Here is a 23,949-nt window from a genome sequence, read left to right as displayed (position 1 = left end):
GCATCCGCCTCGCGCATGATGGGAGTCCCCGTACCTGCGTCCGATGGGAAGAGAGTGCCTGCTTTGGTGACAGAGGGGGCCGCCCCGGCGCCCGTGGCGGTCCTGCTCGTCGAGGACGACGAGGTGATCCGCAGATCGGTCACCATGGCACTGGAGCGCTACGGCTACCGCGTCACGTCGGCCGGTGACGGCCTGACCGGGCTCGAACTGTTCCGGGAGGGCCGCCACGACCTGCTGCTGCTCGACGTGATGCTGCCGGGCCTGGACGGGATCGGGCTGTGCCGCAGGGTCAGGGAGACCAGCATGGATCCGATCCTGATGATGTCCGCGCGCGGCGACGCCCTGGACGTCGTCTCCGGCCTGGAGGCGGGCGCCGACGACTACGTGGTCAAACCCGTGGACACCGCGGTGCTGGTGGCCCGGATCCGCTCGCTGCTGCGCCGGGCGACCTTCACCCCCGTCTCCGCCCCCGCCGCGGTCCCGCCCCCGGCGGACCCGGTGGGGCGGCCGGAGGACCCCGCCCGGCTCGTCTTCGGTGACCTGACGATCGACACCGCCGGTCTGGAGGTGTTCCGGGCGGGCGCACCCGTCGCGCTCGCCCCCACCGAACTGCGGCTGCTCCTGGAGTTCGCCGCGAACCCCGGCGTCGTGCTGGACCGGAACACCCTGCTGCGCAACGTGTGGGACTACGGCTGGGACGGCGACAGCCGCGTGGTGGACCTCTGCGTCCAGCGGCTGCGGAAGAAGATCGGAGCCGAGCGGATCGAGACCGTCCGCGGCTTCGGCTACAAGTTGCGGCGCTGAGGTGGACACCGTACGGGACCTGCTCAACTGGCGTTCGCTGCGCTGGAGGATCGCCCTCCTCGTGGCCGTGGCCTGCTGCGCGATCGCGCTGACCGTGGGGGTGCTGGTCCACCGCAGCACCCTGGAGCGGTCGATGAACGACGGCGGCGCGAAGGCCACGGAGCAGCTGGACCGGGCCGTGGCGGAGTACCGGCGCGACGGCGTGCCGCCCGACGGGCTGGAGACGTCGCCCGCCGCGATGCCCGCCGGACTGCTGGACCGGCTGCGGCACGGGCAGGGGCCGAGCACCGGGCACGCCACCTGGTACGACGGTGACAGCCCCGGGGACCACCCGGAGATGTGGGCGGCGGGAATGTACCGGGGCGGCCCGGTGGCGATGAGCACCGACATGACATCAGACCTGCTCACTCGGCGCGCCCTGGACCGGCACATGTGGAAGTACTCCCTGGCCGCGCTGGCCGTCGTCGTACCGCTGACGGCGCTCGCGGCCGAGCTGCCCAACCGCAGGCTGCGGCGCGTGGCACGGACCGCGCGCCGGATCGCGGCCGGTGACCTGGCCGCCAGGACCACGGACGGCCGCGGCGCCCGCAGCGGCGACGAGATCACCGAGATCTCGGCCACCGTCGACTCGATGGCCGACAGCCTGCTCGGGCGGCTGACGGCCGAGCAGCGCTTCACCGCCGACGTCGCCCACGAACTGCGCACCCCGCTGATGGGCCTGGTCACCGCGAGCGGGCTGCTGCCCGAAGGGGAGGCCACCGACCTGGTCCGGGACCGGGTGGGGGTGTTGCGCGACCTGGTGGAGGACCTGCTGGAGATCTCCCGGCTCGACGCCGGCGCCGAGCGGGCCGAACTCAGGCCCGTCCCGCTCACCGAGGTCGTCGAGGACGCGCTGGCCCGCACCGGACTGCGTACACGGTTCACCTGCGACGGCACCGTGTACGCACGGACCGACCCGCGCCGGGTCGACCGGATCGTGGCCAACCTCGTCGTCAACGCCCACCGGCACGGCGGCGCGCCCGTCGAGGTTGCGGTCGCGGGGACCACGGTGACCGTACGGGACCACGGCCCCGGATTCCCGCGCGAGCTGCTCGCGGACGGACCCCAGCGGTTCCGCACCGGGGCGTCGGAGCGCGGACGGGGCCACGGCCTCGGGCTGACCATCGCGCTCGGGCAGGCCCGCGTCATCGGCGCGTCGCTGTCCTTCGCCGACGCGCCCGGCGGTGGCGCCCTCGCCACCCTCCGGTTGCCCGCGGCCGACTGAGGCGCCGCGCCCGGCCGGACGGCGTTGATACACGACGGATGACCGGTCGAGCGGTGGCGGAGGCACGGTCACGGCCGCGCCGACACCGGCGCGCCCCACGGTGGGCGGTGTGCGTGAGAGCCACGCCGTGATCCCGTGGAGGTGCCCCGTGCGCCCAGTCCCCGAACGCCGCGAACGTGACACCGGTGGACCGCGGTCCACGGCGGGCCGGCCGCTCCGTGCACGGCGTATCCCCGTGCCCGTCGTGGCAGGCGCGGCCGCCCTGGTCACCCTGATCGTGCTGGGCGCGCTGGTCGTCGCCACGGGCGACGACGGTGACGGAGGCGACGGGTCCCGGACGGGCGGTCTCCTCGGCCGGCGGCCGGAGCACCGCCTCACGGTCCCGTTGCCCTGGCCGCACGAGGGGCAGGCGAGCGTGCTGGTCGAGGGGCTCGGTGACGGAGGTGACCTGGGGGACCGTGGCGCGCAGAACCCGGTGCCCATCGCCAGTGTCGCCAAGGTGATGACCGCGTACGTGATCCTGCGCGACCATCCGTTGCGCGAGGGCGCGACCGGCCCCCGTGTCACCGTCGACCGGCAGGCCGCGGACGAGTCCGTGTCCGGTGTGGAGTCCAGCGTGCCGCTCAGGCAGGGGCAGCGGCTGGGCGAACGACAGCTGCTGGAGCTGATGCTGATCCCCTCCGGCAACAACGTCGCCCGGCTACTGGCCCGTTGGGACGCTGGCTCGCAGGAGGCCTTCGTCGCCAAGATGAACCGGGCCGCCGACCACCTCGGCATGGACCGGACCACCTACACCGGGGCCAGCGGCATCGAGGCCACCACCACCAGTACCTCCGGCGACCAGCTGAAGCTGGCCCGGCAGGTCATGCGCGACCCGGTGTTCGCCGCCGTCGTCGCCCTGCCCGGCACCACCGTCCCCGGAGTGCCCGGCACCATCCTCAACACCAACACCCTGCTCGGCACGTCCGGCGTGATCGGGCTCAAGACCGGCTCCAGCACCCCCGCGGGCGGCGCCCTGATGTGGGCGGCCACCGCACCCGACCGCCGCGGACGCGGCCATCTCGCCCTCGGCGTCGTCCTCCACCAGCGTCCCGGCACCAGCCCGCAGGAGGGCCTGAACGCCGTCCTGGGCACCAGCCACACCCTGGTGGAGGGCGTACGGCGATGGGTCGCCGGGACGGACCCCGCCTCCGCGGCCGGTGCCCGGTCCGGGGACCGGTGAGCCGGCCGTGACCACTCTCCTCCGCGTACCCGGCGCCCCGCCGGAACCCGAACCCGCTCGCGGACGACGGCCGGGAAGGTGCCCCGGCATGTGGCGACGAGGACGCGTCGCCGCCGCCCTCGCGGCGTCGGCCGCCCTCGTCATGACCGGCCACACCCACGTCCCCAACGGGCCCGGCCACCTCGGCAGCCTCGTCGAGACCTTCCTGCCGTGGACCGGCCTGGCCGTACCGCTCCTGCTGCTGTGCGCGCTGCTGCGGCGCTCCGCGACCGCCGCCGTGGCCGTCCTGCTGCCCGCCGTCGTCTGGTGCTCGCTCTTCGGCGGGGCACTGGCCGACAAGCGGGCGGCCGGCGGGGACCTGACAGTCGTCTCGCACAACGCGAACGAGCAGAACCCGGACCCGGCGCGCACCGCCCGTGCCCTGGCGGCCTCCGGCGCCGACCTGGTGGCCATCGAGGAAGTGGGCGACAACGCGCAGGCGTACGGCACCGCGCTGGGCGCCGCGTACCCCTTCCGCTCGGTGCAGGGCACGGTCGGCCTGTGGAGCCGCTACCCGCTCACCGACACCCGGACGGTCGACATCGCGCCCTGGCCGCGTGCCCTGCGTGCCACCGTCCGCACCCCCAAGGGGCCCGTCGCCGTCTACGTCGCCCACCTGCTGTCCGTCCGGTTCACCCCCGTGTACGGCTTCGGTACGTCCGGACGCGACGCCGCCGCGCGCGCTCTGGCCGGCGCCCTGCGCGCCGAACCCCTGCCCCGCACCCTGCTCATGGGCGATTTCAACGGCACCACGGACGACCGGGCCCTGTCCGCGGTCACGTCCCGACTACGTTCGGTTCAGGCCGAGTCGGGTGCCGGGTTCGGGCTGACCTGGCCCGCGTCCTTCCCCGTGGCCCGGATCGACCACATCCTGGTGCGCGGTATGGAACCGCGGTCTGCCTGGACCCTCCCGGCCACGGGCAGCGATCACCTGCCGGTGGCGGCATCGGTCCGTCTGTAGGCGGGCAGGTCCACCTCCGCCCACACGACCTTGCCGCCGCCCGGCACCGGCCTGCAGCCCCATCGGCGGGACAACTGGGCCACCAGGTAGAGGCCACGGCCGTGGTCGTCCAGGGACCGTGCGCGACGCCGCCGCGGGAAGCACCCGTCGGCGTCGGACACCTCGCAGGTGAGGACCTGGTGCCGGATCAGACGCAGCACGACCGGGCCGGTGCCGTGGCGGACGGCGTTGGTGACCAGTTCGCTGACGATGAGCCTCGCCGGGTCCTCGAGCCCGTCCAGACCCCACTCCGCCAGTTGACGGGCCGTCATGTCCCGGGCCTGGCGGGCGGCGGTCCGGTCACCAGGCAGAGTGAAGGAGGCGACCTGTTCCGGGGCGAGGGAGCGGGTCCGGACCAGGAGCAGGGAGACGTCGTCGGACCCGGCCTGGCCCCGGAGGGCCTCCGTCGCGAGGCCACAGAGGTCCTCCAGGGACCGGCCCGGCCGGGCGAGGGCGGTGCCCAGGCGGCGCATGCCTTCCTCGATGTCGTGGTCCCGGTTCTCGACCAGGCCGTCGGTGTACAGGGCGATGAGGCTCCCCTCGGGCAGCTCCACCTCCACGGCCTCGAACGGGTCTCCCAGCCCGATGCCCAGCGGTGCCCCGGTGGGCAGGTCGGGGAAGGTGACCCGGCCCTGCGGGTCGACGATGACGGGCGGAGGGTGACCGGCCCCCGCCATGGTGCAGCGGCGGGTGGCGGGGTCGTAGACGGCGTACAGGCAGGTGGCGCCCATGACCGCCGGGGTCGCGTGGTCGTCGCCCTCCGCCAGCCGCTGGAGGGTGTCGTCGAGGCGGGTCAGCAGTTCGTCGGGGGGCAGCTCCATGTCGGCCAGCGTGTGGACGGCGGTGCGGAGCCTGCCCATGGTCGCTGCGGCGTGCAGGCCGTGCCCGACGACGTCGCCGACGACGAGGGCGACCCGGGCGCCCGACAGGGGGATCACGTCGAACCAGTCGCCGCCGACGCAGTGGTCCACATCGGCGGGCAGGTAGCGCGATGCCGTCTCGACCGCTGCTCCGCCCTTCAACTGGCGGGGCAACAGCGTGCGTTGCAGGGTGAGGGCCGCGGTGTGCTCGCGGGCGTACTGGCGTGCGTTGTCCAGCGACAGGGCGGCGCGGCCGACGAGCTCTTCGGCCAGCAGCAGGTCGACGTCCTGGAACGGCGTCTGATTCTCCGTGCGGACGAACAACGCCGTTCCCAGCAGCGTGCGCCGCGCCCGGATGGGCACGATCATGATCGAGTGCACGCCATTGCCGCGGAGCCGGTGCGCCAGCTCCGGCGCGGTGTCGAGCCACGTGCCGGGAGCGGTGTCGAGCGTCGGCTCCAGGCGGGACCTGCCGGTACGCAGCACGTCGGTGAGGGGCGAGACCAGGGGCACACCGATCGGTTCACCGCGCAGCCAGGGGGACTCGGGGACCCCGGGGTGGATCGAGGCGAGCCCGGCACGCCGGAAACCGGGCAGGCGCCTGCCCTCGGCGCCGACACGGACGGGAGGGCCCTCACCGAACGAGACCGACAGCTCCAGGTCCACGGCGACGTAGTCGGCGAGCAGGGGCACGGCGAGGTCGGCCAGCTCCTGGGCGGCCTGCATCACGTCCAGGGTGCTCCCGAGCCGCGCACCGGCCTCGCCGAGGACGGCGAGGCGCTCGTGAGCCCGTCGGCCCTCGACGACGTCCGCGCTGATGACGCACACTCCCAGTGCCTGGTCGTCCGCGTCCAGGAGGCACTGACAGGACACCGCGAACGGCCGCTCCCGGCCCGGAGCCGTCGGGAGCCAGGTGCGGTACTCGTGGACCCTGGACGTACCGCTCCGCAGCACCTGCCGCATCAGCGCCTCGATGGCCCGCGCCTCGGCGCCGGACCGGATGTCGGGGAACCGGCGCCCGAGGCGCCGGTCCCGGGGAAGGGCGTCGTGGCTCTCCATCGTGTCGTTCACGCCGGTGCACCGCAGTTGCCGATCACGGATGATGACGCCGATCGGCGCGCGGGTCAGCAGCGATCCCCGCACCGACTCGCTGATGGAGCCGGCGGACGAGGTGCCGCCATTGATCAGGGAGGCGAGCCACTGCGTCTCGCCGTCATGCCCCTGCACCCTGGAGATCCGCAGCGTGGTGTCGACCACGCGGCCGTCCCGGTGGCGCACCGCCGTCACGCCCGGCCAGCCGTTCCGGGCGCGGCACTGCTCGACGAAGGCCGACATCGACGGCGCCGACCCGTACGACGGCAGCACGTGGGCGGCCGACCGGCCCACCATGTCGCCCGCGGAGAGTCCGACGAGCTGCCGGGCGGCCTGCGTCCATCCGACCACGGTCCCCCGCTCGTCGAGCAGGGCGATGGCGGTGTCGGATATCTCGGCCGTGTTCAGCTGTTTGCCAAGAGACATGTCGGGGCTGAATGTGGTCGCCAAGTGGCTGCCCTCGGATGGATGGGGGATGGGTACGACAGGGGCGCGGAGCTTTTTTGCCCCGTTTTCAACAGTTGACCGGGAAAGCATCCGTTTTGTGACAGCCCCCTGCGGGCAGCGCCATGACCTGCGGATTTTTCGCTCTCGCGCCTGGTGCCGTGACCCTCACGCTGTCGCGCGGACCAAGAGCAGGGCCACGTCATCGGTTCCGGCGGTGTTTTCCGCGGAGTGCCGCATGAGTGTGTCCGCGAGGCTCTCGGCGGCTTGGTCCCCGGACCGTGTGAGGTGGTCGGCGAGGTCGTCGATGGCATCGCCGATGTCGGTTCCCGGAGACTCGACGAGTCCGTCGGTGTACAGGGCGAGGAGTGTGCCGGGGGGGAAGGGGATGTCGGTGGAGGCGTAATCGGCGTCGGGATCGATGCCCAGGAGGAGCCCGGCGGGCAGGCGCAGGACGTCGGTGTGGCCGTCCGGGTGCCGCACCAGGGGTGGCGGGTGGCCTGCGGTGGACAGGTGGGCGCGGTGGTGGTCCAGGTCGAGGTGGACGTACAGGCAACTGGTGAACAGACCTGGGTCCAGGTCGGCGATGAGGCGGTTGGCGCAGACCAGGACCTCATCCGGCAGGGGACCGGCGGTGGCATGGGAGTGGATGGCGGCACGGATCTGCCCCATGAGGGCGGCGGCGCTGACGCTGTGGCCCTGTACGTCGCCGATGACGGCAGCCGCACCCCTGGAATTGCAGCGGATGAGGTCGTAGAAGTCGCCACCGACTTCCATGCCGCGGCCGGCTTGCCGGTAGCGGGCGGCGACCTCCAGTCCGGGGATGCGGGGCAGCGCACGGGGGAGCAGGCAGTGCTGGAGACTGTGCGCGAGGTGGTGCTTGGTGTCGTAGAGCCGGGCGCGGTCCAGGGCCTGGCCGATGAGGCCGGCCAAGGCGGTCAAGGCGGCCCGTTCGGCTTGGGGGAAGGCGCGGGGCTGGTCGTAGGACAGCACGAGGGTGCCGACAGGGCGTCCGCTCGTGATCAGCGGCAGGAACGCCCAGGCATCGCGGGAACCGTAGCGGACGGCCTCGGGATAGGCCCGCTGGAAGTCGTCGAAGCTGACGAAGAAACTGGGCACACCGCTGGTCAGAGCCTGCGCGGGCGGGGTGAGGGAAGCGAGGGCGGCACCGTCGTACCGGTCGATGAAGTCGGCGGTGTAACCGCGGTGGCCGATGATGGAGAGGCGGCCTTCCTCGATCGTCATCAGGACCAGACCCCGCGCGCCGAACGCGGGCACCAACTGATCGCAGACCAGGTCGACCACGTCTTGGGTGCCGACCGCCTGTGTGAGGGTCGCCGCGAGGTGCATCAGCTGGTGGTGCCCCGGGGACGCGGCATATTCCGCCGACGGCGCCCCGGCGGATCGGGTGGTGTTCTCCGGGGCGGTCTGGGCAGGGAGGATGTGGACGCTGAGCCCGCAGGCGTCCGGATAGAGCTGGAAAGACAGCCAGAGGTCCGGGGGGCGCAGCGCGGTGAACGTCGTGGGCTGCCGGCTGAGCACCGCGGCGCGGTAACGGTCCCCGAAGGCCGGCTGGTGCAGCCATGGCAGCGATTCCCAGGGCCGGGTGCCCATCAAACCCGTGGCGCCGGTGCCCAGGAGATCGGTTGCGGCGGCGTTGATGAAGGTGATCCGGCCGTCCAGGTCCAGTGCGCAGCAGCCGATGGGCAGGCGCTCGGAGAACTCCACTGCCGCCAGGGCCTCCGCCCATCCCGGGGTACCGGTGCGCATCGGCGCCAGGACCTCGGGGTCGTCATCGGGCAGCACGGGCTCGCCTTGGTCGGCGGCTTGCTGCAGCAGCTGACCGGCGTGGTGGCAGAAGGCGTTGATCACCTCCCTTTCCCGCGGCTGAAGGTCCGGCGAATGCCACAGTGGCCACAGCAGGGCGCTGCCGCCCCAGGCGCTGGCGTGATGGATGATGGGAACGGCGGCCAGCATGAAGTCGTAGGGCACCACCAGCCCGACATTGGGATAACGGCGAGCCATCTCCTGTCGACTGGCCAGCCAGACGAGGCGGCGTTCGCGGATGGCGTCCGTCACCGGCGAGTGCATGTCGGTGGCGACACGGGTCCACGGGGCGGCGATCCGCCGGGACGCACCCGTGATCACGGCCAGTTGCTGTGCCTGCCCGCCCGGAAGCGACAGGTACAGCAACCCGACCGACCCTCCGGTGTCATGCACCATGCGGCCGAAGGACCCTTTCAGGTCTTCCCAGCATTGGGCGGCGAAAGAAGCAGGCATCCGCACGGCACTCACTTCCCTCCGGTGGTCCCACGAGTGGGCCGGCCGTGTTCGGGGCGAGCACGAGGCGCTTCTCCCTCGCCCGGGCCCTCACCCGACTGTGTCCGGCTGGACGAGCGCCGGCATGTGCCGCGCCGGGTCGGCCCCTCATCTGCCGGGTCCGTGCCGGCCTGATGAACGGACGCCCGGACTCTCTTCGGCACCTCTGATGTACCGGCCCGTTCTCGCCTCGGATACCCATTTGGTGCAAAGGCATGCAATTGTGTCCCTTCCGCCTGCACGGCGGGGCGCCGGTCTGGGTCCGAGTGGCGTAGACGGCACCCGCGTGGGCGCGGCTCTCGCCGCCGGCGGTGGGGACGAACCCGGTTGGCGGCGCAATGGCTTCTGAGCCCCCAAGCCCAGAGGGGTCACGGGTCCGGCGCGTCCCTCCGTGGGCGCCGTCGCTGCTTGCCCCGTGATCGCCGCATCCTGCGCAGCCGGAGGGCGAGGAGCAGGGCCGAAACGCCGAACAGGACGGCGGTGACGGCCAGCCACCGGCCGAGGTAGACGGCGTCGGTGAGTCCTGTGGCGCCCGGGTAGGGGGCGGGCAGGCGGAGGATCAGGGGGAACCAGACCAGGAGGAGTACGCCGGACAGGAAGGCGGGCACGCGGAGGTGGTTGATCCACGCCCGTGCCGGCATGACCCGGGCACGGTGCCGCAGTACCGAGCGGGCCGAGAGGTCGGCGAGGGAGTACAGCGGCAGCAGGATCAGGTCGTGCAGGACCGCCGCACCCACCAGCCAGATCGCGACCTCGACGGGCCGGCCGGTGAACAGGCGTAGGCAGGCGTAGCCGGTGACGGCCAGGGAGCAGAGCAGGACGAGCAGGTGCAGGGGGGTGGCGCCGTACCAGCGCAGGCAGCGGGCCATGGTCAGGTCCGGAAGGTGAGTCGGTGCACCCACTTGGTGTTGTTGACCCCGGGGTTGGCCGGCACGATGACGCGCGCCGGGTAGCCGTGGTCCATGGACAGGTCCGCTCCGTTGACCCGCAGGGCGAGCAGGGCCCTCGGGTCGTGGATCTGGTTCCCGCGGAGCATCACCGAGCGGTACGGTCCCGAGGGCTGGACGGACTCGACCAGCACGCTCCCGGCGCCGGGCAGACCGCTCAACGCCGCGAGGTCGGCGAGCCGCAGGCCCTCCCAGCGCTGGTCGGTGGTGGACCAGCCCTCCACGCAGGCGATCGGCAGGGCCGCGCTGTGCCGTGGCATCGCGCCCAACTGCTCGCGGGAGAGGACCAGGGGCCGTCCGACGCCGTGCACCTCGAGCCGCCAGGAGGGGCCGACGAGCTCCGGGGTCACGCCGACGGACGCGGCCGTCTTGTTGATCTGGAAGGCGTTGGGTCCGCTGCCCGGGTCCCGATCGTGCGGGGCGAGCAGCGCCGTGCCGCGCAGCCGGCCGCCGGTGCTCTGCCCTGCCGTGACCGCCAGCAGCAGGAGCGATCCGGCGCCGACCATTCCCACGGCGCCCCGCCGGCTCATGGTGGCGGCGACCGGTGCGACCGGCACCAGGCCGTCGGCATCGGGAGGTTCGGGCCGGGTGCCGGCGACGCCGATGCGCAGTTCCCGGAGGGGATCGCGACTGCGCAGGGCGCGCGTCATCCGGCGGAGCCTCAGGCTCACGTGGACGGCGAACGCGGCGATGAACACCCAGGCGCCGTAGAAGTGCAGGGTGTAGAAGGAGCCGGGGAAGACGTAGAACAACTGGACGTTGAAGATCCCGGTCACGAACTCGAAGATGACGCCGCCCACCAAGAGGAGCAGCGACAGCCGTTCGAGCGCCTGGGCGACCGATCGCAGCGGCGGCCATGCGAAGAGCTTGGGGATGACCGACCACAACTTGGCCAGCACGACCGGCACGAGAGCGACGCCGAGCGTCACGTGAACGCCCTGGGTCAGCCGGTAGAGCCAGTAGGGGTGGGTGGGCCAGTCGAAGAGGTAGAAGCCCAGCAGTCCCTTGTCCGGGGTCTGGTCGTTGAGCGGGCCCAGATCCGGGTTGTACGCGGCGTAGGAGAGCGCGCCGGTCACGAACACCACCGGGATGCCGAACAGCAGCACCAGACCGAAGACCGAGGTCAGCCACGGCCCCCGGATCGGGCTGCGCCAGAATTCCGGACGGAAGGGACCCGGAGGTCCGGCGGCCGCCGCCACGCGCCGTGCGACGTCCCTCGCGCGTTCGACCGCCGATGCGGTGAACTCCCTCAGCGGCCGTCGTGGAGGTGCCTGGCGCTCCTTGGGACGACCTTGAGGTGCGCCCGAGCCGGACGGTGACGGCTGATCGTGGTCGCGCATCGACTGACCCTCCGCTGCCAGGGCGCGTGCCGGGGGGGCAACGGCCGTGATCTCGCACCCACACATAGCCTGACCTCGGCCGTCTGTCGTCCCGCCACCACCGGGGACCGTGAAATACCAGCCGAAGAGGCGTGCCCACGGCGCAGGTGAGCGTCGGGGCGCCTCGCGTCGGCGGGGCCCGGCAACCGGGAGTGGATGTCCCTGTTCCGTAAGGGGTCGGGGCGTTCCGCGGCGGCCTTGCGGCGGCTGTGATGGGAGGCATGAGATCGCGCTTGTTTCCGCCGGTGTTCACCGGCAGGCTCCATGATCCCCGCACGGCGACCTCGATCGGACGGTGGCTCGGACTCGCCTTCACGGTGTGCTTCGTCACCGGCCTGATCAGCCACGTGCTGCAGCATCCGCCCACGTGGTCGGCCGGTGGTCTGCCGACCCGCCCGGTGTGGGGGTACCGGCTGACGCAGGGGCTGCACGTCGCCTCGGGTGTCGCGGCGGTTCCGCTGTTGCTGGCGAAGTTGTGGACGGTCTACCCGCGGCTGTTCTCCTGGCCGCCGGTGCGGTCGGTGCGGCACGCGCTGGAGCGGCTGTCGGTGGCGGCGCTGGTGGCGGCGGCCGTGTTCGAAGTCGCCACCGGCCTGCTGAACACCGCGCAGTGGTATCCGTGGCCGTTCTCGTTCGTGCCGGTGCACTACGCCGTGGCCTGGCTGCTCACCGGATCGCTCGTGCTGCACGTCGCGGTCAAGGCCCCGGAGATCCGCGCCCACTGGACGTGGCGGTCGCGGGGAACCCTGGCGCTGCCCCAGGAGGACGGGGCCGACCGGCGCTCGCTGCTCACTGCCGTGGCGGCGGCGGTCGGCGTGGTCACCGTGACCACGGTGGGACAGTCCTTCACCCCGCTCAAGGGCCTCATCCTGCTGGCTCCGCGCCATCCGGACCACGGGCCGAACGGCCTGCCGGTCAACCGCACCGCTGCCGCGGCCGGAGTCGGGCTGATCGTGGCCGGCCGCTATCGGCTGATGGTTGCCGGGCCGCGGCCGCGCACGCTGACACTGGATGAGCTGAGGGACCTCCCGCAGTACGAGGCGGAGTTGCCGATCGCCTGTGTGGAGGGCTGGAGCAAGACGGCGCACTGGACGGGGGTGCGGGTCATGGACCTCCTGGACCTCGTGGAGGCTCCACCCCACGCCCGGGTGCGGGTGGTGTCCCTGCAGACGCGGGGCGGCTACCGGGTCTCCGAGATGGGGCACGAGTACGCCCGCGACCCGCTGACCCTGCTCGCCCTGCGCCTCAACGGCGAGGAACTCAGCCCCGACCACGGCTACCCGGCGCGTCTCATCGCCCCGAACCGGCCCGGTGTGCTGCAGACCAAATGGGTCGGCCGACTGGAGGTGGTGTCATGAAGGTGGGCGTGACGCGGCGGCTCACGGGCGCGGCCGGTCTGGTGCTGGCGGGAGTGGGCGCCTACCAGCTGCTGGGTATGGGCGACCTGACGGGCGTTCTGATCTGGCTCGGCGGCGCGGTGGTGCTGCACGACGTGCTCATCGCGCCACTGGTGCTGCTCATCGGCTCGGTGCTGGTCCGTGGGGGCGGGCGCGGCCCCCTCCGCGGGGCACTGCTCGTCGCGGGCGCTGTGACGGCGGTCGCCCTGCCGGTGGCGCTGCGCCCGGGGAAGCCGGCCAACTCCTCGGTCCTGCCGCTGGACTACCCGCGCAACTGGCTGCTCACGCTGGCGGCGGTGACGGTGGTCACGGCCCTCGTGCTGGTTGCGCGGGGTGTCTCCCGTGGCCGTCGGCCACGGCGCGCGGTGGGAAGGCTTACGAACCGCTGACGTGTCGGCGCCGTACGGTCCCCGACGGGGTCGGTGGCCGTACGGTCGGCACATGTTGATCCTGGTCACCGGAGGTGCGGGCTTCATCGGCTCGCACGTCGTCAGCGTCTTCACCGGCTCCGGGCACGAGGTGCGCGTGCTCGACGCCCTGCTGCCCGCCGCGCACCGTACGCCCCCGCCGGTCCCCGACGGGGTGGACTGGAGGCACGCGGACGTCCGTGACGCGGCGGCGGTGTCGGAGGCCCTGCGGGGTGTCGATGCCGTCTGCCATCAGGCGGCGATGGTCGGCCTCGGCAAGGACTTCGCCGACGCACCCGCCTACGTGGGCTGCAACGATCTGGGCACCGCGGTGCTCCTGGCCGGCATGGCCGGGGCGGGAGTGAGGTCTTTGCTGCTCGCGAGTTCGATGGTGGTCTACGGCGAGGGACGGTACGAGTGCCCGTCGCACGGTGTCGTGGGTCCGGGACCGCGCGAGGTGGCCGACTTGCGGGCGGGACGCTTCGAACCACCCTGTCCGAAGTGCGGCGAACCGCTGGCGTCCGGGCTGGTGGACGAGGACGCCCCGCTCGACCCGCGCAACGTGTACGCCGCCACGAAGCTGACGCAGGAGCACCTCGCCTCCGCCTGGGCGCGCGCGGTGGGCGGACGGGTGATCGCGTTGCGGTACCACAACGTGTACGGGCCGGGGATGCCGCGGGACACCCCGTACGCCGGGGTCGCGTCGCTGTTCCGGTCCGCGCTGGAGCGCGGTGAGGCGCCACGTGTGTTCGAGGACGGTGGCCAGCGTCGTGACTTCGTCCACGTACGGGACGTGGCCGGGGCCAACCTCGCGGCCCTGGACGGACTGCCCGGTCTGCCGGAGGGGACCGCGAGGCCGTACAACGTCGGTAGCGGTGAGCCCCACACGGTGGGGGAGATGGCCGCTGCCCTGGCCGGGGCGCACGGTACGCGGGTGCCGGTGGTCACGGGCGAGTACCGGCTCGGCGACGTCCGCCACATCACCGCCTCCTCGCGCAGGCTGCGTGAAGAACTGGGCTGGAAGCCCCGGGTGGCCTTCGCGGATGGGATGGCGGAGTTCGCGACGGCCCCGCTGCGAAGCGGCTGACCTGTCAGCCCGGCCGCCGGTCGCCTCAGGCCGCGGCGGGCAGCCGGACCTCGAAGCGGCAACCGCCGGGGACGTTGCGCACCGCCGCCCGGCCCTTGTGGGCCTCCACGATCCCCCGGACGATCGCCAGGCCCAGACCCGCTCCGGCGGGCGGGGTCCGTGCGTCGGTGCCGCGCCAGCCGGTGTCGAAGACACGGGGCAGGTCCTCCGCGGGGATGCCGCCGCAGCCGTCCGTCACCGACACGACGACGCTGTTCGCCTCCCGGCGGGCGGAGACCGCGATCGTGCCGTCGGCCGGAGTCCGGTGGATGGCGTTGACGAGCAGGTTGGCCAGTACACGGGACATCTCGCGTCCATCGACCTCGACCGGGACCCGCTCGACCCCGTCCCCGACGATCCGCACACCGTGCTGCTTCGCGAGGGTGGCCGTGCCCGCGAGCGCGTCGCCGACGAGGTCGTAGACCGACATGCGGGTGGTGTTCAGGGCGAGGACGCCGGCCTGGATTCGGGAGAGCTCGAAGAGGTCGCCGACCATACCGCTCATGCGCTCGACCTCCGCGCGGATGCGGGCGTGGTACAGGCTCGGGTCGTCGACCATGCCGTCCTCCAGGGCCTCGGTCATGGCCTGCAGTCCGGCGAGCGGGGTGCGCAGGTCGTGGGAGATCCATGCGACCAGTTCGCGGCGGGATTCCTCCAGGGCCCTCTCCCGCTCCCTGGACGCGGCGAGCTTGGCGCTGGTGGCGGCCAGTTCACGACCTAGTTCGGCGAGTTCGGCGGTGGGTGCGGCGGCGGGCGCAGTGAAACCGCCACCGTCGCCGAGGGCGCGGGTGGCCTCGGCGAGGGCCCGGCTGCCGCGGACCACGCCGCGGCCGAGCGCGAGCGCCACCGCGAGTGAGACGACCGCGGCGATGGAGCAGACCATGGTCACGACCCACAGGTCGTGGTCGGACAGGAACATGGCCCAGGACACCAGCATGGTTCCGCCGAGCATCGCCGCGACCGTGACGGCGGCGACCACCGCCAGGGACACCGCGACCGAGCGGTTGCGCAGCAGCCGCAGAACACCCGTGCCGAGCAGGCCGGCACAGGCCGCACCGATGGCCGCGTAGGCCACGATGAGGAGGGTGTCATGCACCATCGGGGGCTCCCTCGTCCGGGGTCGGAGGGTCGAACCGGTAACCCACGCCCCACACGGTGCTGATCAGGCGAGGGTGTGCCGGGTCGTCCTCGACCTTCTCGCGCAGCCGCCGGACGTGGACGGTGACCGTCGACAGGTCGCCGAACTCCCAGCCCCACACCCGGCGCATCAACTCCTCCCGGCCGGCGGCCCGCCCGGGATTGCGCAGGAAGAACTCCAGCAGATCGAACTCGCGGATCGTCAGGGCGAGTTCGGAGCCGTGCCGCGTGACACGGCGAGCGCCGGGGTCCAGGGCGAGGGCGCCGGCCCGCAGCCCGGATCCGGCCGGGGCTGCCCGGGTGGCCTGGTCTCCCGTACGGCGCAGCACCGACTCCACCCTGAGCACGAGTTCGCGGGGGCTGAAGGGCTTGGTGACGTAGTCGTCCGCCCCGACCTCCAGGCCGAGGATGCGGTCCTCCTCGTCGCCGCGCGCCGTCAGCATGATCACGGGGATCGGCCCGTTGTCGCGGATGCGGCGGCAGACCTCGAGACCGTCCATTCCGGGAAGCATCAGGTCCAGGACGACCAGGTCAGGGGCCCGGACGGCGGCCAGGGCCACGGCGGCGGGTCCGTCGACGGCCACGTCGACGTCGAAGCCGGCCCGGTTCAGGTAGCCGACGACGACTTCGGAGACGGTGGCGTCGTCGTCCACGACGAGTACGTGTTTCACGTCACCGAGTGTGGCACCCGGCCTTCGGCCGACGGTGGGAGCGGGGGCGGACGTCAGGGATCTGTAAGGTGGCCATATCCCTTTTGGGCCTTTTGTCTCCGTAGGGTGAGTGGGGTGATCGAGACAACCCCTTCTCCTTCCGCCCCGGTGGACGTGGTGCTGCCCTGCCTCGACGAGGCCGAGGCCCTGCCGTGGGTGCTGGAACGCGTCCCTTCCGGCTGGCGCGCGATCGTCGTCGACAACGGGTCCACCGACGGCTCGGCGGACATCGCCCGCGCCCTCGGGGCGCACGTGGTCCATGAACCGCGGCGTGGTTTCGGTGCCGCCTGCCACGCGGGGCTCACCGCCGCGACGGCCGACGTCGTCTGCTTCTGCGACTGCGACGCCTCCCTCGACCCCGCGCTGCTGCCCGCCCTCGCCGGACCCGTCCTGGACGGCGTGGCCGACCTCGCCCTCGGCCGGCGCAGGCCCGTCACGCGCGGCGCCTGGCCCCTGCACGCCCGGCTGGCCAACCTGGAGCTGGCCCGACTGGTCCGCCGGCGCACCGGCCTGCGCCTCCACGACCTCGGACCGATGCGCGCCGCCCGCCGCGAGCCCCTGCTCGCCCTGGGCCTGACCGACCGTCGGTCCGGCTACCCGTTGCAGATGGTGGTCCGCGCCGCCGACGCGGGCTGGCGGGTGGAGGAGACGGATGTGCCGTACCACCTGCGCACGGGCCGCTCCAAGGTCACCGGCACCTGGCGCGGTACCTGGCACGCGGTACGGGACATGCGTTCGGTCCTCGCCGAACCCCCCGCCGCCGACCCGGCGCCCGCGGCGACCGCCCGGGGAACCGGACGATGAGCCCCCGCCACCCGGCCGGGAGCCCGGCCACGCTGCTGGTCATCGCCAAGGAACCCGTGCCGGGGCGGGTCAAGACACGGCTCACCCCGCCCTACACGCCCCTGGAGGCGGCCACCCTCGCGGAGGCCGCCCTCGCCGACACGCTGCACACGGTGCTCAAGGCTCCCGCTCGGCGTCGCGTCCTCGTTCTCGACGGCGCTCCCGGGCCCTGGCTGCCGCCCGGCTTCGACGTCGTGCGCCAGGAGACCGGCGGCCTGGACGAGCGGATCGCGGCAGCCTTCGCCCGCTGCGATCGCGGACCGGCTCTCCTGGTCGGCATGGACACCCCGCAACTGACCGTGGAACACCTCACGGAGGCCGGACGCGACGGCCACGACGCCTGGTTCGGCCCGGCCGAGGACGGCGGCTTCTGGGCGCTGGGACTCGCCGAGCCGAGGCGCGCCGCAGCCCTCGTACGGGGCGTTCCGATGTCCACCGAGCACACCGGTGCGACGCAGCGGCGCCGGCTCGTCGAGGCGGGGCTCAGCGTGGGCGACCTGCCGGTGCTGCGCGATGTGGACACCGCCGCCGACGCCGCCGCGGTCGCCGCGTGCTGCCCGCCCGGCTCACGCTTCGCCACCACGCTGAACTCGCTCGCGGAGACGGGCCGGTGAGCGGCACGGCAGCCGGTTCGGATCCCGCGCTCGCCGAGCGGACGCCGCGGACCGCGGCCGGCTGGAACACCCGGACGGTGGCCCGGCCCGCCGGTCTCCCCGCACAGGCGCAGCCAGGCGAACCGTGGACGGACGACCCCTACGCCCACGCCCTGCGCACGGGTCGAGGCCCGCTCTTCCTGCGCCGCCTGTCGCCACCGGCCCCTCCGGCGCCACCGGACGGCGCCGGAGGGGAAGGAGACCTGCTGCCGCTGGACGTCGAACGCTGGTGCGCCGCTCCCGACGCCGCCGACGCCGCCGTCCTGAACCGCTGCACCGGCCCCGTCCTCGACGTGGGTTGCGGACCGGGACGTCTGGTCGCCGCCCTCGCCGTCCGGGGCGTGCGGGCACTCGGCGTGGACGTGAGCCCGGCCGCGGTGGCCCGGACCCGGCAACACGGGGGTTCCGCCGTGCGCCGGTCCGTCTTCGACCGCCTGCCGGGGGAGGGGCGTTGGGGCAGCGTCCTGCTGATGGACGGCAACGTCGGCATCGGCGGCGACCCGTTCGCCCTCCTCACCCGCCTGCGCGCCCTGGTTGCGCCGGGTGGACGCCTCCTGGCGGAGGCCGCGCCGCACGACGAGGACGAGCGCCTGACCGTTCGGGTCGAGGACGGCCACGGCCGGTACGGCCGCCCGTTCCCCTGGGCCCGCCTCGGCACCACCGTCCTGCTGCGCACCGCCGAGGCCGCGGGCTGGATCCCGGCCGGCCGGTGGACCGCCGAAGGCCGCGCGTTCGTGGAACTCCACCGCCCGCGGTCCGGCCATCGCGCCGAGCCCCCCACGGCCACCGGAGGGCCCGGACGACCATGAGCGACACGACCGCCGCACAGGACCAGTCGCCGCAGCCGCCGTCCCGTCCGACCGAGGCGCCCGTCAACCGCGCACCGGCCCGTGCCCGCACCGTCGCCGTCGCGGTTCTCCTCGCCGCACTGACCGTCGTCGTCATCGGCACCCTCCGCGCGGGCGACAGCCAGAACGAACCGGGCCGCCTGTTGGCCGGATACGCCGCCGCATGGACGCTGTTCGCCGCCTCGGCATGGGCCGTTCGCAAGGTGCCGGCACGCGCCGCCACCGCACTGGTCCTGGCCGGGGCGGCCGCCGTGGCGCTGGCCGGACTCGCCGCACCACCCCGCACCAGCACCGACATGTACCGCTACGCCTGGGACGGCCGCGTCCAGGCAGCGGGGATCTCCCCCTACGCCCATCCCCCCGCCGCAGCGGAACTCGCCAAGCTGCGCGACGACTGGCTTTTCCCCGCCAGGGGTTCCTGCCGGGGCTGGGGACTGACCCGAACGGGCAGTGGTCTGTGCGCCCGCATCAACCGCCCGACCGTCCCGACCATCTACCCGCCCGTCGCCGAAGGCTGGTTCGTCACCGTCCACGTCCTGTCTCCGCCCGGCACCCGCCACAAGCCGCTCCAAGTAGGCGGCGCCGTCGTGGCGTTCGCCACCACCGTGGCACTGCTCGCGGTGCTGCGCCGGCGCGGCGACCCGCACGGGGCCCCGGCCCGCACCGCTCTGTGGGCGTGGTGCCCGGCCGTCCCCTTCGAGGCGGTCGACAACGCCCACGTCGACACCCTCGGTGTCCTGCTGACCGTGCTCGCCCTCGGTACCGCCGGCGCGGGCGCCCGCCGAGGAGGACTGCTCGGCGCCGCCGTCGCCGTGAAACTGCTGCCGCTCCTGACGCTGCCCGGCGCACTGTCCGGGGAGCGCAGTCCGGCCCGCATCCTGCGCACGGTGTCGGCGGCGGTCGCCGTGGTCGCGCTCGCCTACCTGCCGTACGTCGCCGCGTCAGGCACGGGCGTCCTGGGCTACCTGCCCGGCTACCTGCAGGAGGAGGGATACGAACCCGGTGACGTGCACCGCTTCGCCCTGCTGCGTCTGCTGCTCCCGGACGCCGCCGCAGGAGTGGTCGTCCTCGTGCTGCTCGCACTGCTGGCCCTGTACGTATGGTGGCGCGGCGACCCGACCCGCCCCTGGCGCGGGGCGCTGCTGCTGACCGGTACGGCGCTGCTGCTGGTCTCGCCCAACTACCCCTGGTACGCGCTGCTCGTCGTCGGCCTCGTCGCGCTCGACGGCCGCTGGGAGTGGCTGGCCGTCACCCTCGCCGGCACCGTCCTCTACCTCGGGGGCCGGTTGCTGCCGGGCGTCCCTCTCCAGGCGTGGGCCTACGGCACGGCCGCCGTGTGCGTCGCGTGCGGGGCCTGCCTGCGCGCGGCCCCGGCAGAGCGACTCCTGGACAGGCGTCGGCCGAGCACCTGATGTGCCTCGCCCCGGGGCGCGTGCGACTGCCCGCTCGGTCAGCTGACCGCTTCTTCGGTGCGGTCGGTGTCCCAGCGGGTGTGGTGGCTGCCGGGGCGGTCGGTGCGGTGGTAGGTGTGGGCGCCGAAGTAGTCGCGTTGTGCCTGGGTGAGGGCGGCGGGCAGGCGGGGGGTGCGCAGGGTGTCGTAGTGGGCGAGGGCGGCGGCGAAGGCGGGGGCGGGGAGGCCGTCGCGGGTGGCGTGGGCGACGGCCAGGCGCCAGGGGAGTTGGGCGTCGCCGACCTCCCTGGCGAAGCCGGGGTCGGCGAGGAGGCTGGGCAGGGCGGGGTCGGTGGTGTAGGCGTCGCGGACGCGGTCGAGGAAGGCGGCGCGGATGATGCACCCGGCGCGCCACACTGAGGCGACGGTGGCGAGGTCGGTGTTCCAGCCGTAGGCGCGGCTCGCGGCCTGGATCTGGTGGAGGCCCTGGGCGTAGGAGATGACCTTGGAGGCGTACAGGGCCTGTTCGACCTGGTCGGTGAAGCGGGCGGCGTCGCGTGCGCCGAGGACGGTGGGGGTGGGGCCGGGCAGGGTGGGGCCGGTGGCGCGTAGGGCGGTGTGGCCGGACAGGGAGCGGGCGAAGACGGCCTGGGCGATGCCGGAGACGGGGATGCCGAGGTCGAGGGCGCTCTGCACGGTCCAGCGTCCGGTCCCCTTCTGCTCGGCGGCGTCGGCGATGACGTCGATGAAGGGGAGGCCGGTGTCGGTGTCGTGGTGGGCGAGGATGTCGGCGGTGATCTCGATGAGGTAGGAGTTCAGGCGGCCGGTGTTCCACTGGCGGAAGACGTCGGCGATCCGAGCGGGTTCCCATCCGGTGGTGTGGCGCAGCAGGTGGTAGGCCTCGGCGATGAGTTGCATGTCGGCGTACTCGATGCCGTTGTGGACCATTTTGACGAAGTGGCCGGCGCCGTCGGGGCCGAGGTGGGCAACGGCTGGGGTGCCGTCGGGGGTGGTGGCTGCGATGTCGGTCAGGACGGGGGCCAGGAGCCGGTAGGCCTGCGGTGAGCCGCCGGGCATGATGCTGGGGCCGTTCAGGGCGCCTTCCTCGCCGCCGGAGATGCCGGTGCCCAGGAAGTGGATGCCGCGCTCTTGCAGGGTGGCTTCGCGGCGGCGGGTGTCGGCGAAGTGGGCGTTGCCGCCGTCGACGATGACGTCACCGGGCTCGAGCAGCGGTGCGTATTCGGCGATGACGTCGTCGGTGGGCTTGCCGGCCTGCACCATGATGATCAGCCGCCGGGGGCGTTGCAGTGCGGCGACCATCTCCTCGGCGGAGTCCGCCGCGATGAAGGTGCCCTCGTGACCGAAGCCGTCGACCAGGGCCCGGGTCCGGGCTGAGGTGCGGTTGTGTACGGCCACGGTGTAGCCGTGACGGGCCAGATTGCGGGCGAGGTTGCGGCCCATCACTGCGAGGCCGGTGACGCCGATCTGTGCGGTGGGGAACATGAGTCGTCCTTCGAGTTTCTGACGGGCTGTCTGCGGTGCGACGCGCGAAGTCGTCTCTGGGCGGGCAGGCCACCGCCGGCTCGGGCCGGCTGCCGGCGGTGGCCATGACGCGGACCCTTTGGTGCACGCGCACTCCCGCCCAACGGCGCGGGTACCGAATCCGGGGCCTATCGTTTCGGTGACGTCAGGCGGCGGCCTGTCGCGGCGGGAGGAAGGCGCCGGCGGTCTCCGGGTCGGGCCACGGCGTGACCGTCTCCCCGGCGACGAGCCAGCCGTAGGCACCGCCCCGCTTCAGGCGCAGCTCGTAGAGGAAGGGGGCGGCGGTGTCGCTCATGCGACGGTAGAGAAGCGCGGTCGCGTATTCGCCCTGGTCCTCGGCGTGCAGGACCTTGTACTCGGTGGACAGGGGCGTCTCACCCGCCTGTCCCCGGGCGGCGAACTCCGCGAAGACCTCCTTGCGGGGAGCTGCCGCGATAGCTCCCTCCCGGGTCGGGAAGAGGATCGCCATGTCGTCGGTGTAGAGCTTCTCCATCGCGTCCATGCGGTAGTTGCTGCCGTCGTGCACGACGCGGGAGATGAACTCCTGCATCTCGGTGGTGATGGCGCTCATGGTCTTTCTCCTTCTGCTGGGGGTGTTGAGGTACGCCGGCGGTCAGTCCGGTCAACGGCCGGCCTGCGGCGGCATCGCGAAATGGCAGGGCAAGGATTCACTCGGACTCTGGCCGACACCTGCATCCGGCCCTGCGTGTACGCCGGGAAATGATCGTTCGACGTATGCCGAACAACCTAACATGACCGGCTTCGCCCAGAACGTTGTGATCGGCGTGACGGCGCTCTCATTGCCGGAGCACACCGTGTCGCCCATGCGTTGGAACAAAGTCCGTGACCTATGCCACCTTCACGACATCCCCGGCCGGCGAAAGGCCGGTGTACGGTCGCAAGCGAAGTTCGACGACTGGCGAACATGCTTTGTGTCCCGCTTGTTGTCGTGCGCGAATGGGCCCTCACCCGCCATTGAGCGGCGTGACACTGTGCCCGCACGAAATCAACGCAACATGGCTACCGCCTTGCAGGGGTGGCCGTTTTCCTGCGCGAAATGGGCCGCCGCACTCCCCTTGGGTCCGCGCCGGGCATGTCCTGCGGTATCGAGAAGACTGACTGGAGTGAGTAACGCATGACGAGTCGAGCGAGCAATCTCAGCCGTCGACGGTTGCTGTACGCCATGGGGGCGCTGGGCGCGGGAACCGCCGCGGCGGCGATGACGTCCGGGGTCGCCGAGGCCGTCACGGGAACGGGCGCCACGACTGCGGGCTTGTTCACGCCGCCTCCAGGCGACGGCGCGGTCGTGCCCATGAGGCTGCACGTGCCGGAGCGCATGCTGGACGATCTGCGGCGGCGCCTGGCCATGACTCGATGGCCGACCGAAGAGCTCGTGGACGACTGGTCCCAGGGGGCTCCGCTGTGGCGGGTCAAGCGACTCGTGGACCACTGGCAGCGACACTACGACTGGCGGAGGGTGGAGGCGCTGCTCAACGGATTCGGGCAGTACCGCACCGTGATCGACGGTGTGAGCATCCACTTCCTGCATGCCAGGTCACCGCACCGCGACGCCATGCCCATCATGCTCACGCACGGCTGGCCGGGCTCGATCCTGGAATTCCGCAAGGTGATCCGGCGCCTGACCCACCCGACCGAGTTCGGTGGATCCGCGCGTGACGCATTCCATGTGGTCACCCCGTCCCTCCCGGGATTCGGCTTCTCCGATCAGCCGGACGCTGTGGGATGGGGGCGCGTGAGGACGGCGAAGGCCTGGGCGAAGATCATGCCTCGCCTTGGCTACGACCACTACCTCTCCCAGGGAGGGGACTGGGGCGCTGCCGTCAATGTCCAGCTGGGTGTCCTGCGTCCCAAGGGGTTGCTGGGCATCCACCTGAATTTCCCTCAGATCGTTCCCCCTGATCTCGACCCCAAGCGCCTCACTCCGGAGGAGCGGGTCGCGATGAATCAACTGAACGCACAACAGCAGAACGAGATCGGCTATCAGCTCCAGATGATGACCAGGCCCCAGACCGTGTCCTACTCCCTGGCGGACTCCCCGGTCGGGCAGGCCGCCTGGATCTACGAGAAATTCGGTGTCTGGACCGACAGTGACAAGAACCCCGAGTCGGTCCTCACCCTGGACGAGATGCTGGACGACATCACTCTGTACTGGCTGACGAATACGGCGGAGTCCGCCGCACGCTTCTACTGGGAGAACTCGGACATCACCATGAATGCAGTCAAGATCGACGTGCCGATGGGTGTGACACTGTTCCCCAAGGAGTTCTACACGCCGCCTCGTGCATGGGCCGAGAAGGCGTTCTCGAACCTCGTCTACTGGAATCGGGCAAGCAGGGGCGGCCACTTCGCGGCGTTCGAGCAGCCGAAGATCTTCGCGGAGGAGGTGCGCAATTTCGGTCGGCTGTTCCGCTGACATCCTGCTGCGCCCAGAGGCGGCCCACTGTCGAACGCGGTGGGCCGCTTGCGCTTTTCCGGCACGGGCACGGGCGCGGCGTCGTGTAGCGG

20 protein-coding genes are annotated in these 23,949 nt (G+C 72.4%); 12 read left to right on the top strand and 8 right to left on the bottom strand.

Going from position 1 to position 23,949, the window contains the following annotated elements:
- The first annotated feature begins 18 nt into the window (after positions 1–18).
- The 4 genes from cseB to ACFV3E_RS38100 all read left to right on the top strand — a co-directional run bounded on the left by cseB (position 19) and on the right by ACFV3E_RS38100 (position 4,290).
- Positions 19–804: a two-component system response regulator CseB gene (gene cseB / locus ACFV3E_RS38115; RefSeq protein WP_500539843.1), complete on the top strand. Its 786-nt coding sequence runs from the start codon at positions 19–21 to the stop codon at positions 802–804.
- 1 nt (position 805) lies between these two features.
- Entirely contained in the window at positions 806–2,068 is a 1,263-nt protein-coding gene (locus ACFV3E_RS38110) for an ATP-binding protein (RefSeq protein ID WP_500539800.1), read from the top strand.
- Between the two features lie 148 nt (positions 2,069–2,216).
- Positions 2,217–3,290, top strand: coding sequence for a D-alanyl-D-alanine carboxypeptidase family protein (locus ACFV3E_RS38105; RefSeq protein WP_500539799.1), 1,074 nt, complete (start codon positions 2,217–2,219; stop codon positions 3,288–3,290).
- 88 nt (positions 3,291–3,378) lie between these two features.
- Positions 3,379–4,290 (top strand): endonuclease/exonuclease/phosphatase family protein, encoded by a 912-nt coding sequence (locus ACFV3E_RS38100; protein ID WP_500539797.1) that lies wholly within the window; start codon positions 3,379–3,381, stop codon positions 4,288–4,290.
- On the opposite strand, the gene ACFV3E_RS38095 is transcribed toward ACFV3E_RS38100, so the two are convergent.
- The 4 genes from ACFV3E_RS38095 to ACFV3E_RS38080 form a co-directional block, all read right to left on the bottom strand.
- A complete protein-coding gene (locus tag ACFV3E_RS38095) occupies positions 4,257–6,707 on the bottom strand; it encodes a SpoIIE family protein phosphatase (protein WP_500539795.1) in 2,451 nt (816 codons plus the stop codon). The two genes, ACFV3E_RS38100 and ACFV3E_RS38095, sit on opposite strands and share 34 nt — an antisense overlap.
- A 186-nt stretch (positions 6,708–6,893) precedes the next feature.
- Positions 6,894–8,948, bottom strand: a complete 2,055-nt coding sequence (locus tag ACFV3E_RS38090; RefSeq protein ID WP_500539793.1) for a SpoIIE family protein phosphatase — start codon at positions 8,946–8,948, stop codon at positions 6,894–6,896.
- A gap of 464 nt (positions 8,949–9,412) precedes the next feature.
- Complete coding sequence (locus ACFV3E_RS38085) at positions 9,413–9,913, bottom strand: hypothetical protein (protein WP_500539841.1); 501 nt, start codon at positions 9,911–9,913, stop codon at positions 9,413–9,415.
- Between the two features lie 2 nt (positions 9,914–9,915).
- Positions 9,916–11,331 carry a molybdopterin-dependent oxidoreductase gene (locus tag ACFV3E_RS38080; protein WP_500539791.1) on the bottom strand — a complete coding sequence of 472 codons (1,416 nt, stop codon included), beginning with the start codon at positions 11,329–11,331 and terminating at the stop codon, positions 9,916–9,918.
- Positions 11,332–11,591: 260 nt separating this feature from the next.
- Between ACFV3E_RS38080 and ACFV3E_RS38075 the strand changes: the two genes are divergently transcribed.
- From ACFV3E_RS38075 to ACFV3E_RS38065, 3 genes are read left to right on the top strand one after another with little or no spacing between them, the layout of a single operon-like run.
- Positions 11,592–12,728, top strand: a complete 1,137-nt coding sequence (locus tag ACFV3E_RS38075) for a molybdopterin-dependent oxidoreductase (RefSeq protein WP_500539789.1) — start codon at positions 11,592–11,594, stop codon at positions 12,726–12,728.
- Positions 12,725–13,156 carry a hypothetical protein gene (locus tag ACFV3E_RS38070; protein ID WP_500539786.1) on the top strand — a complete coding sequence of 144 codons (432 nt, stop codon included), beginning with the start codon at positions 12,725–12,727 and terminating at the stop codon, positions 13,154–13,156. The genes ACFV3E_RS38075 and ACFV3E_RS38070 overlap by 4 nt, the downstream gene beginning before the upstream one ends.
- A 52-nt stretch (positions 13,157–13,208) precedes the next feature.
- Positions 13,209–14,261: an NAD-dependent epimerase/dehydratase family protein gene (locus ACFV3E_RS38065; RefSeq protein ID WP_500539784.1), complete on the top strand. Its 1,053-nt coding sequence runs from the start codon at positions 13,209–13,211 to the stop codon at positions 14,259–14,261.
- Between the two features lie 25 nt (positions 14,262–14,286).
- On the opposite strand, the gene ACFV3E_RS38060 is transcribed toward ACFV3E_RS38065, so the two are convergent.
- Positions 14,287–15,399, bottom strand: coding sequence for a sensor histidine kinase (locus ACFV3E_RS38060; RefSeq protein WP_500539782.1), 1,113 nt, complete (start codon positions 15,397–15,399; stop codon positions 14,287–14,289).
- Positions 15,389–16,108 carry a response regulator transcription factor gene (locus ACFV3E_RS38055; protein WP_500539780.1) on the bottom strand — a complete coding sequence of 240 codons (720 nt, stop codon included), beginning with the start codon at positions 16,106–16,108 and terminating at the stop codon, positions 15,389–15,391. The genes ACFV3E_RS38060 and ACFV3E_RS38055 overlap by 11 nt, the downstream gene beginning before the upstream one ends.
- Positions 16,109–16,222: 114 nt before the next feature.
- On the opposite strand from ACFV3E_RS38055, the gene ACFV3E_RS38050 reads away from it, so the two are divergent.
- From ACFV3E_RS38050 to ACFV3E_RS38035, 4 genes are read left to right on the top strand one after another with little or no spacing between them, the layout of a single operon-like run.
- Complete coding sequence (locus ACFV3E_RS38050) at positions 16,223–16,951, top strand: glycosyltransferase family 2 protein (protein ID WP_500539778.1); 729 nt, start codon at positions 16,223–16,225, stop codon at positions 16,949–16,951.
- The gene (locus ACFV3E_RS38045; protein WP_500539776.1) at positions 16,948–17,604 is read left to right on the top strand and encodes a TIGR04282 family arsenosugar biosynthesis glycosyltransferase; all 657 of its coding nucleotides are present in this window, start codon (positions 16,948–16,950) and stop codon (positions 17,602–17,604) included. The genes ACFV3E_RS38050 and ACFV3E_RS38045 overlap by 4 nt, the downstream gene beginning before the upstream one ends.
- Positions 17,601–18,452 carry a class I SAM-dependent DNA methyltransferase gene (locus tag ACFV3E_RS38040; protein ID WP_500539774.1) on the top strand — a complete coding sequence of 284 codons (852 nt, stop codon included), beginning with the start codon at positions 17,601–17,603 and terminating at the stop codon, positions 18,450–18,452. Before ACFV3E_RS38045 ends, ACFV3E_RS38040 begins: the two co-directional genes overlap by 4 nt.
- Positions 18,449–19,903, top strand: coding sequence for a glycosyltransferase 87 family protein (locus ACFV3E_RS38035; RefSeq protein ID WP_500539772.1), 1,455 nt, complete (start codon positions 18,449–18,451; stop codon positions 19,901–19,903). Before ACFV3E_RS38040 ends, ACFV3E_RS38035 begins: the two co-directional genes overlap by 4 nt.
- 38 nt (positions 19,904–19,941) lie before the next feature.
- On the opposite strand, the gene gnd is transcribed toward ACFV3E_RS38035, so the two are convergent.
- A complete protein-coding gene (gene gnd / locus ACFV3E_RS38030) occupies positions 19,942–21,384 on the bottom strand; it encodes an NADP-dependent phosphogluconate dehydrogenase (protein ID WP_500539770.1) in 1,443 nt (480 codons plus the stop codon).
- Between the two features lie 184 nt (positions 21,385–21,568).
- Positions 21,569–21,994 carry a hypothetical protein gene (locus tag ACFV3E_RS38025; RefSeq protein WP_500539768.1) on the bottom strand — a complete coding sequence of 142 codons (426 nt, stop codon included), beginning with the start codon at positions 21,992–21,994 and terminating at the stop codon, positions 21,569–21,571.
- 564 nt (positions 21,995–22,558) lie between these two features.
- Here ACFV3E_RS38025 and ACFV3E_RS38020 point away from each other — a divergent pair.
- Positions 22,559–23,857 carry an epoxide hydrolase family protein gene (locus ACFV3E_RS38020; RefSeq protein ID WP_500539766.1) on the top strand — a complete coding sequence of 433 codons (1,299 nt, stop codon included), beginning with the start codon at positions 22,559–22,561 and terminating at the stop codon, positions 23,855–23,857.
- The last annotated feature ends 92 nt before the right edge of the window (positions 23,858–23,949 follow it).

Origin of the sequence: Streptomyces sp. NPDC059718 (genome assembly GCF_042733315.1) — a bacterium.
GTDB lineage: Bacteria > Actinomycetota > Actinomycetes > Streptomycetales > Streptomycetaceae > Actinacidiphila.
Note: the sequence above shows the minus strand (reverse complement) of the source record. Positions and strands in the feature narration are given on the sequence as shown.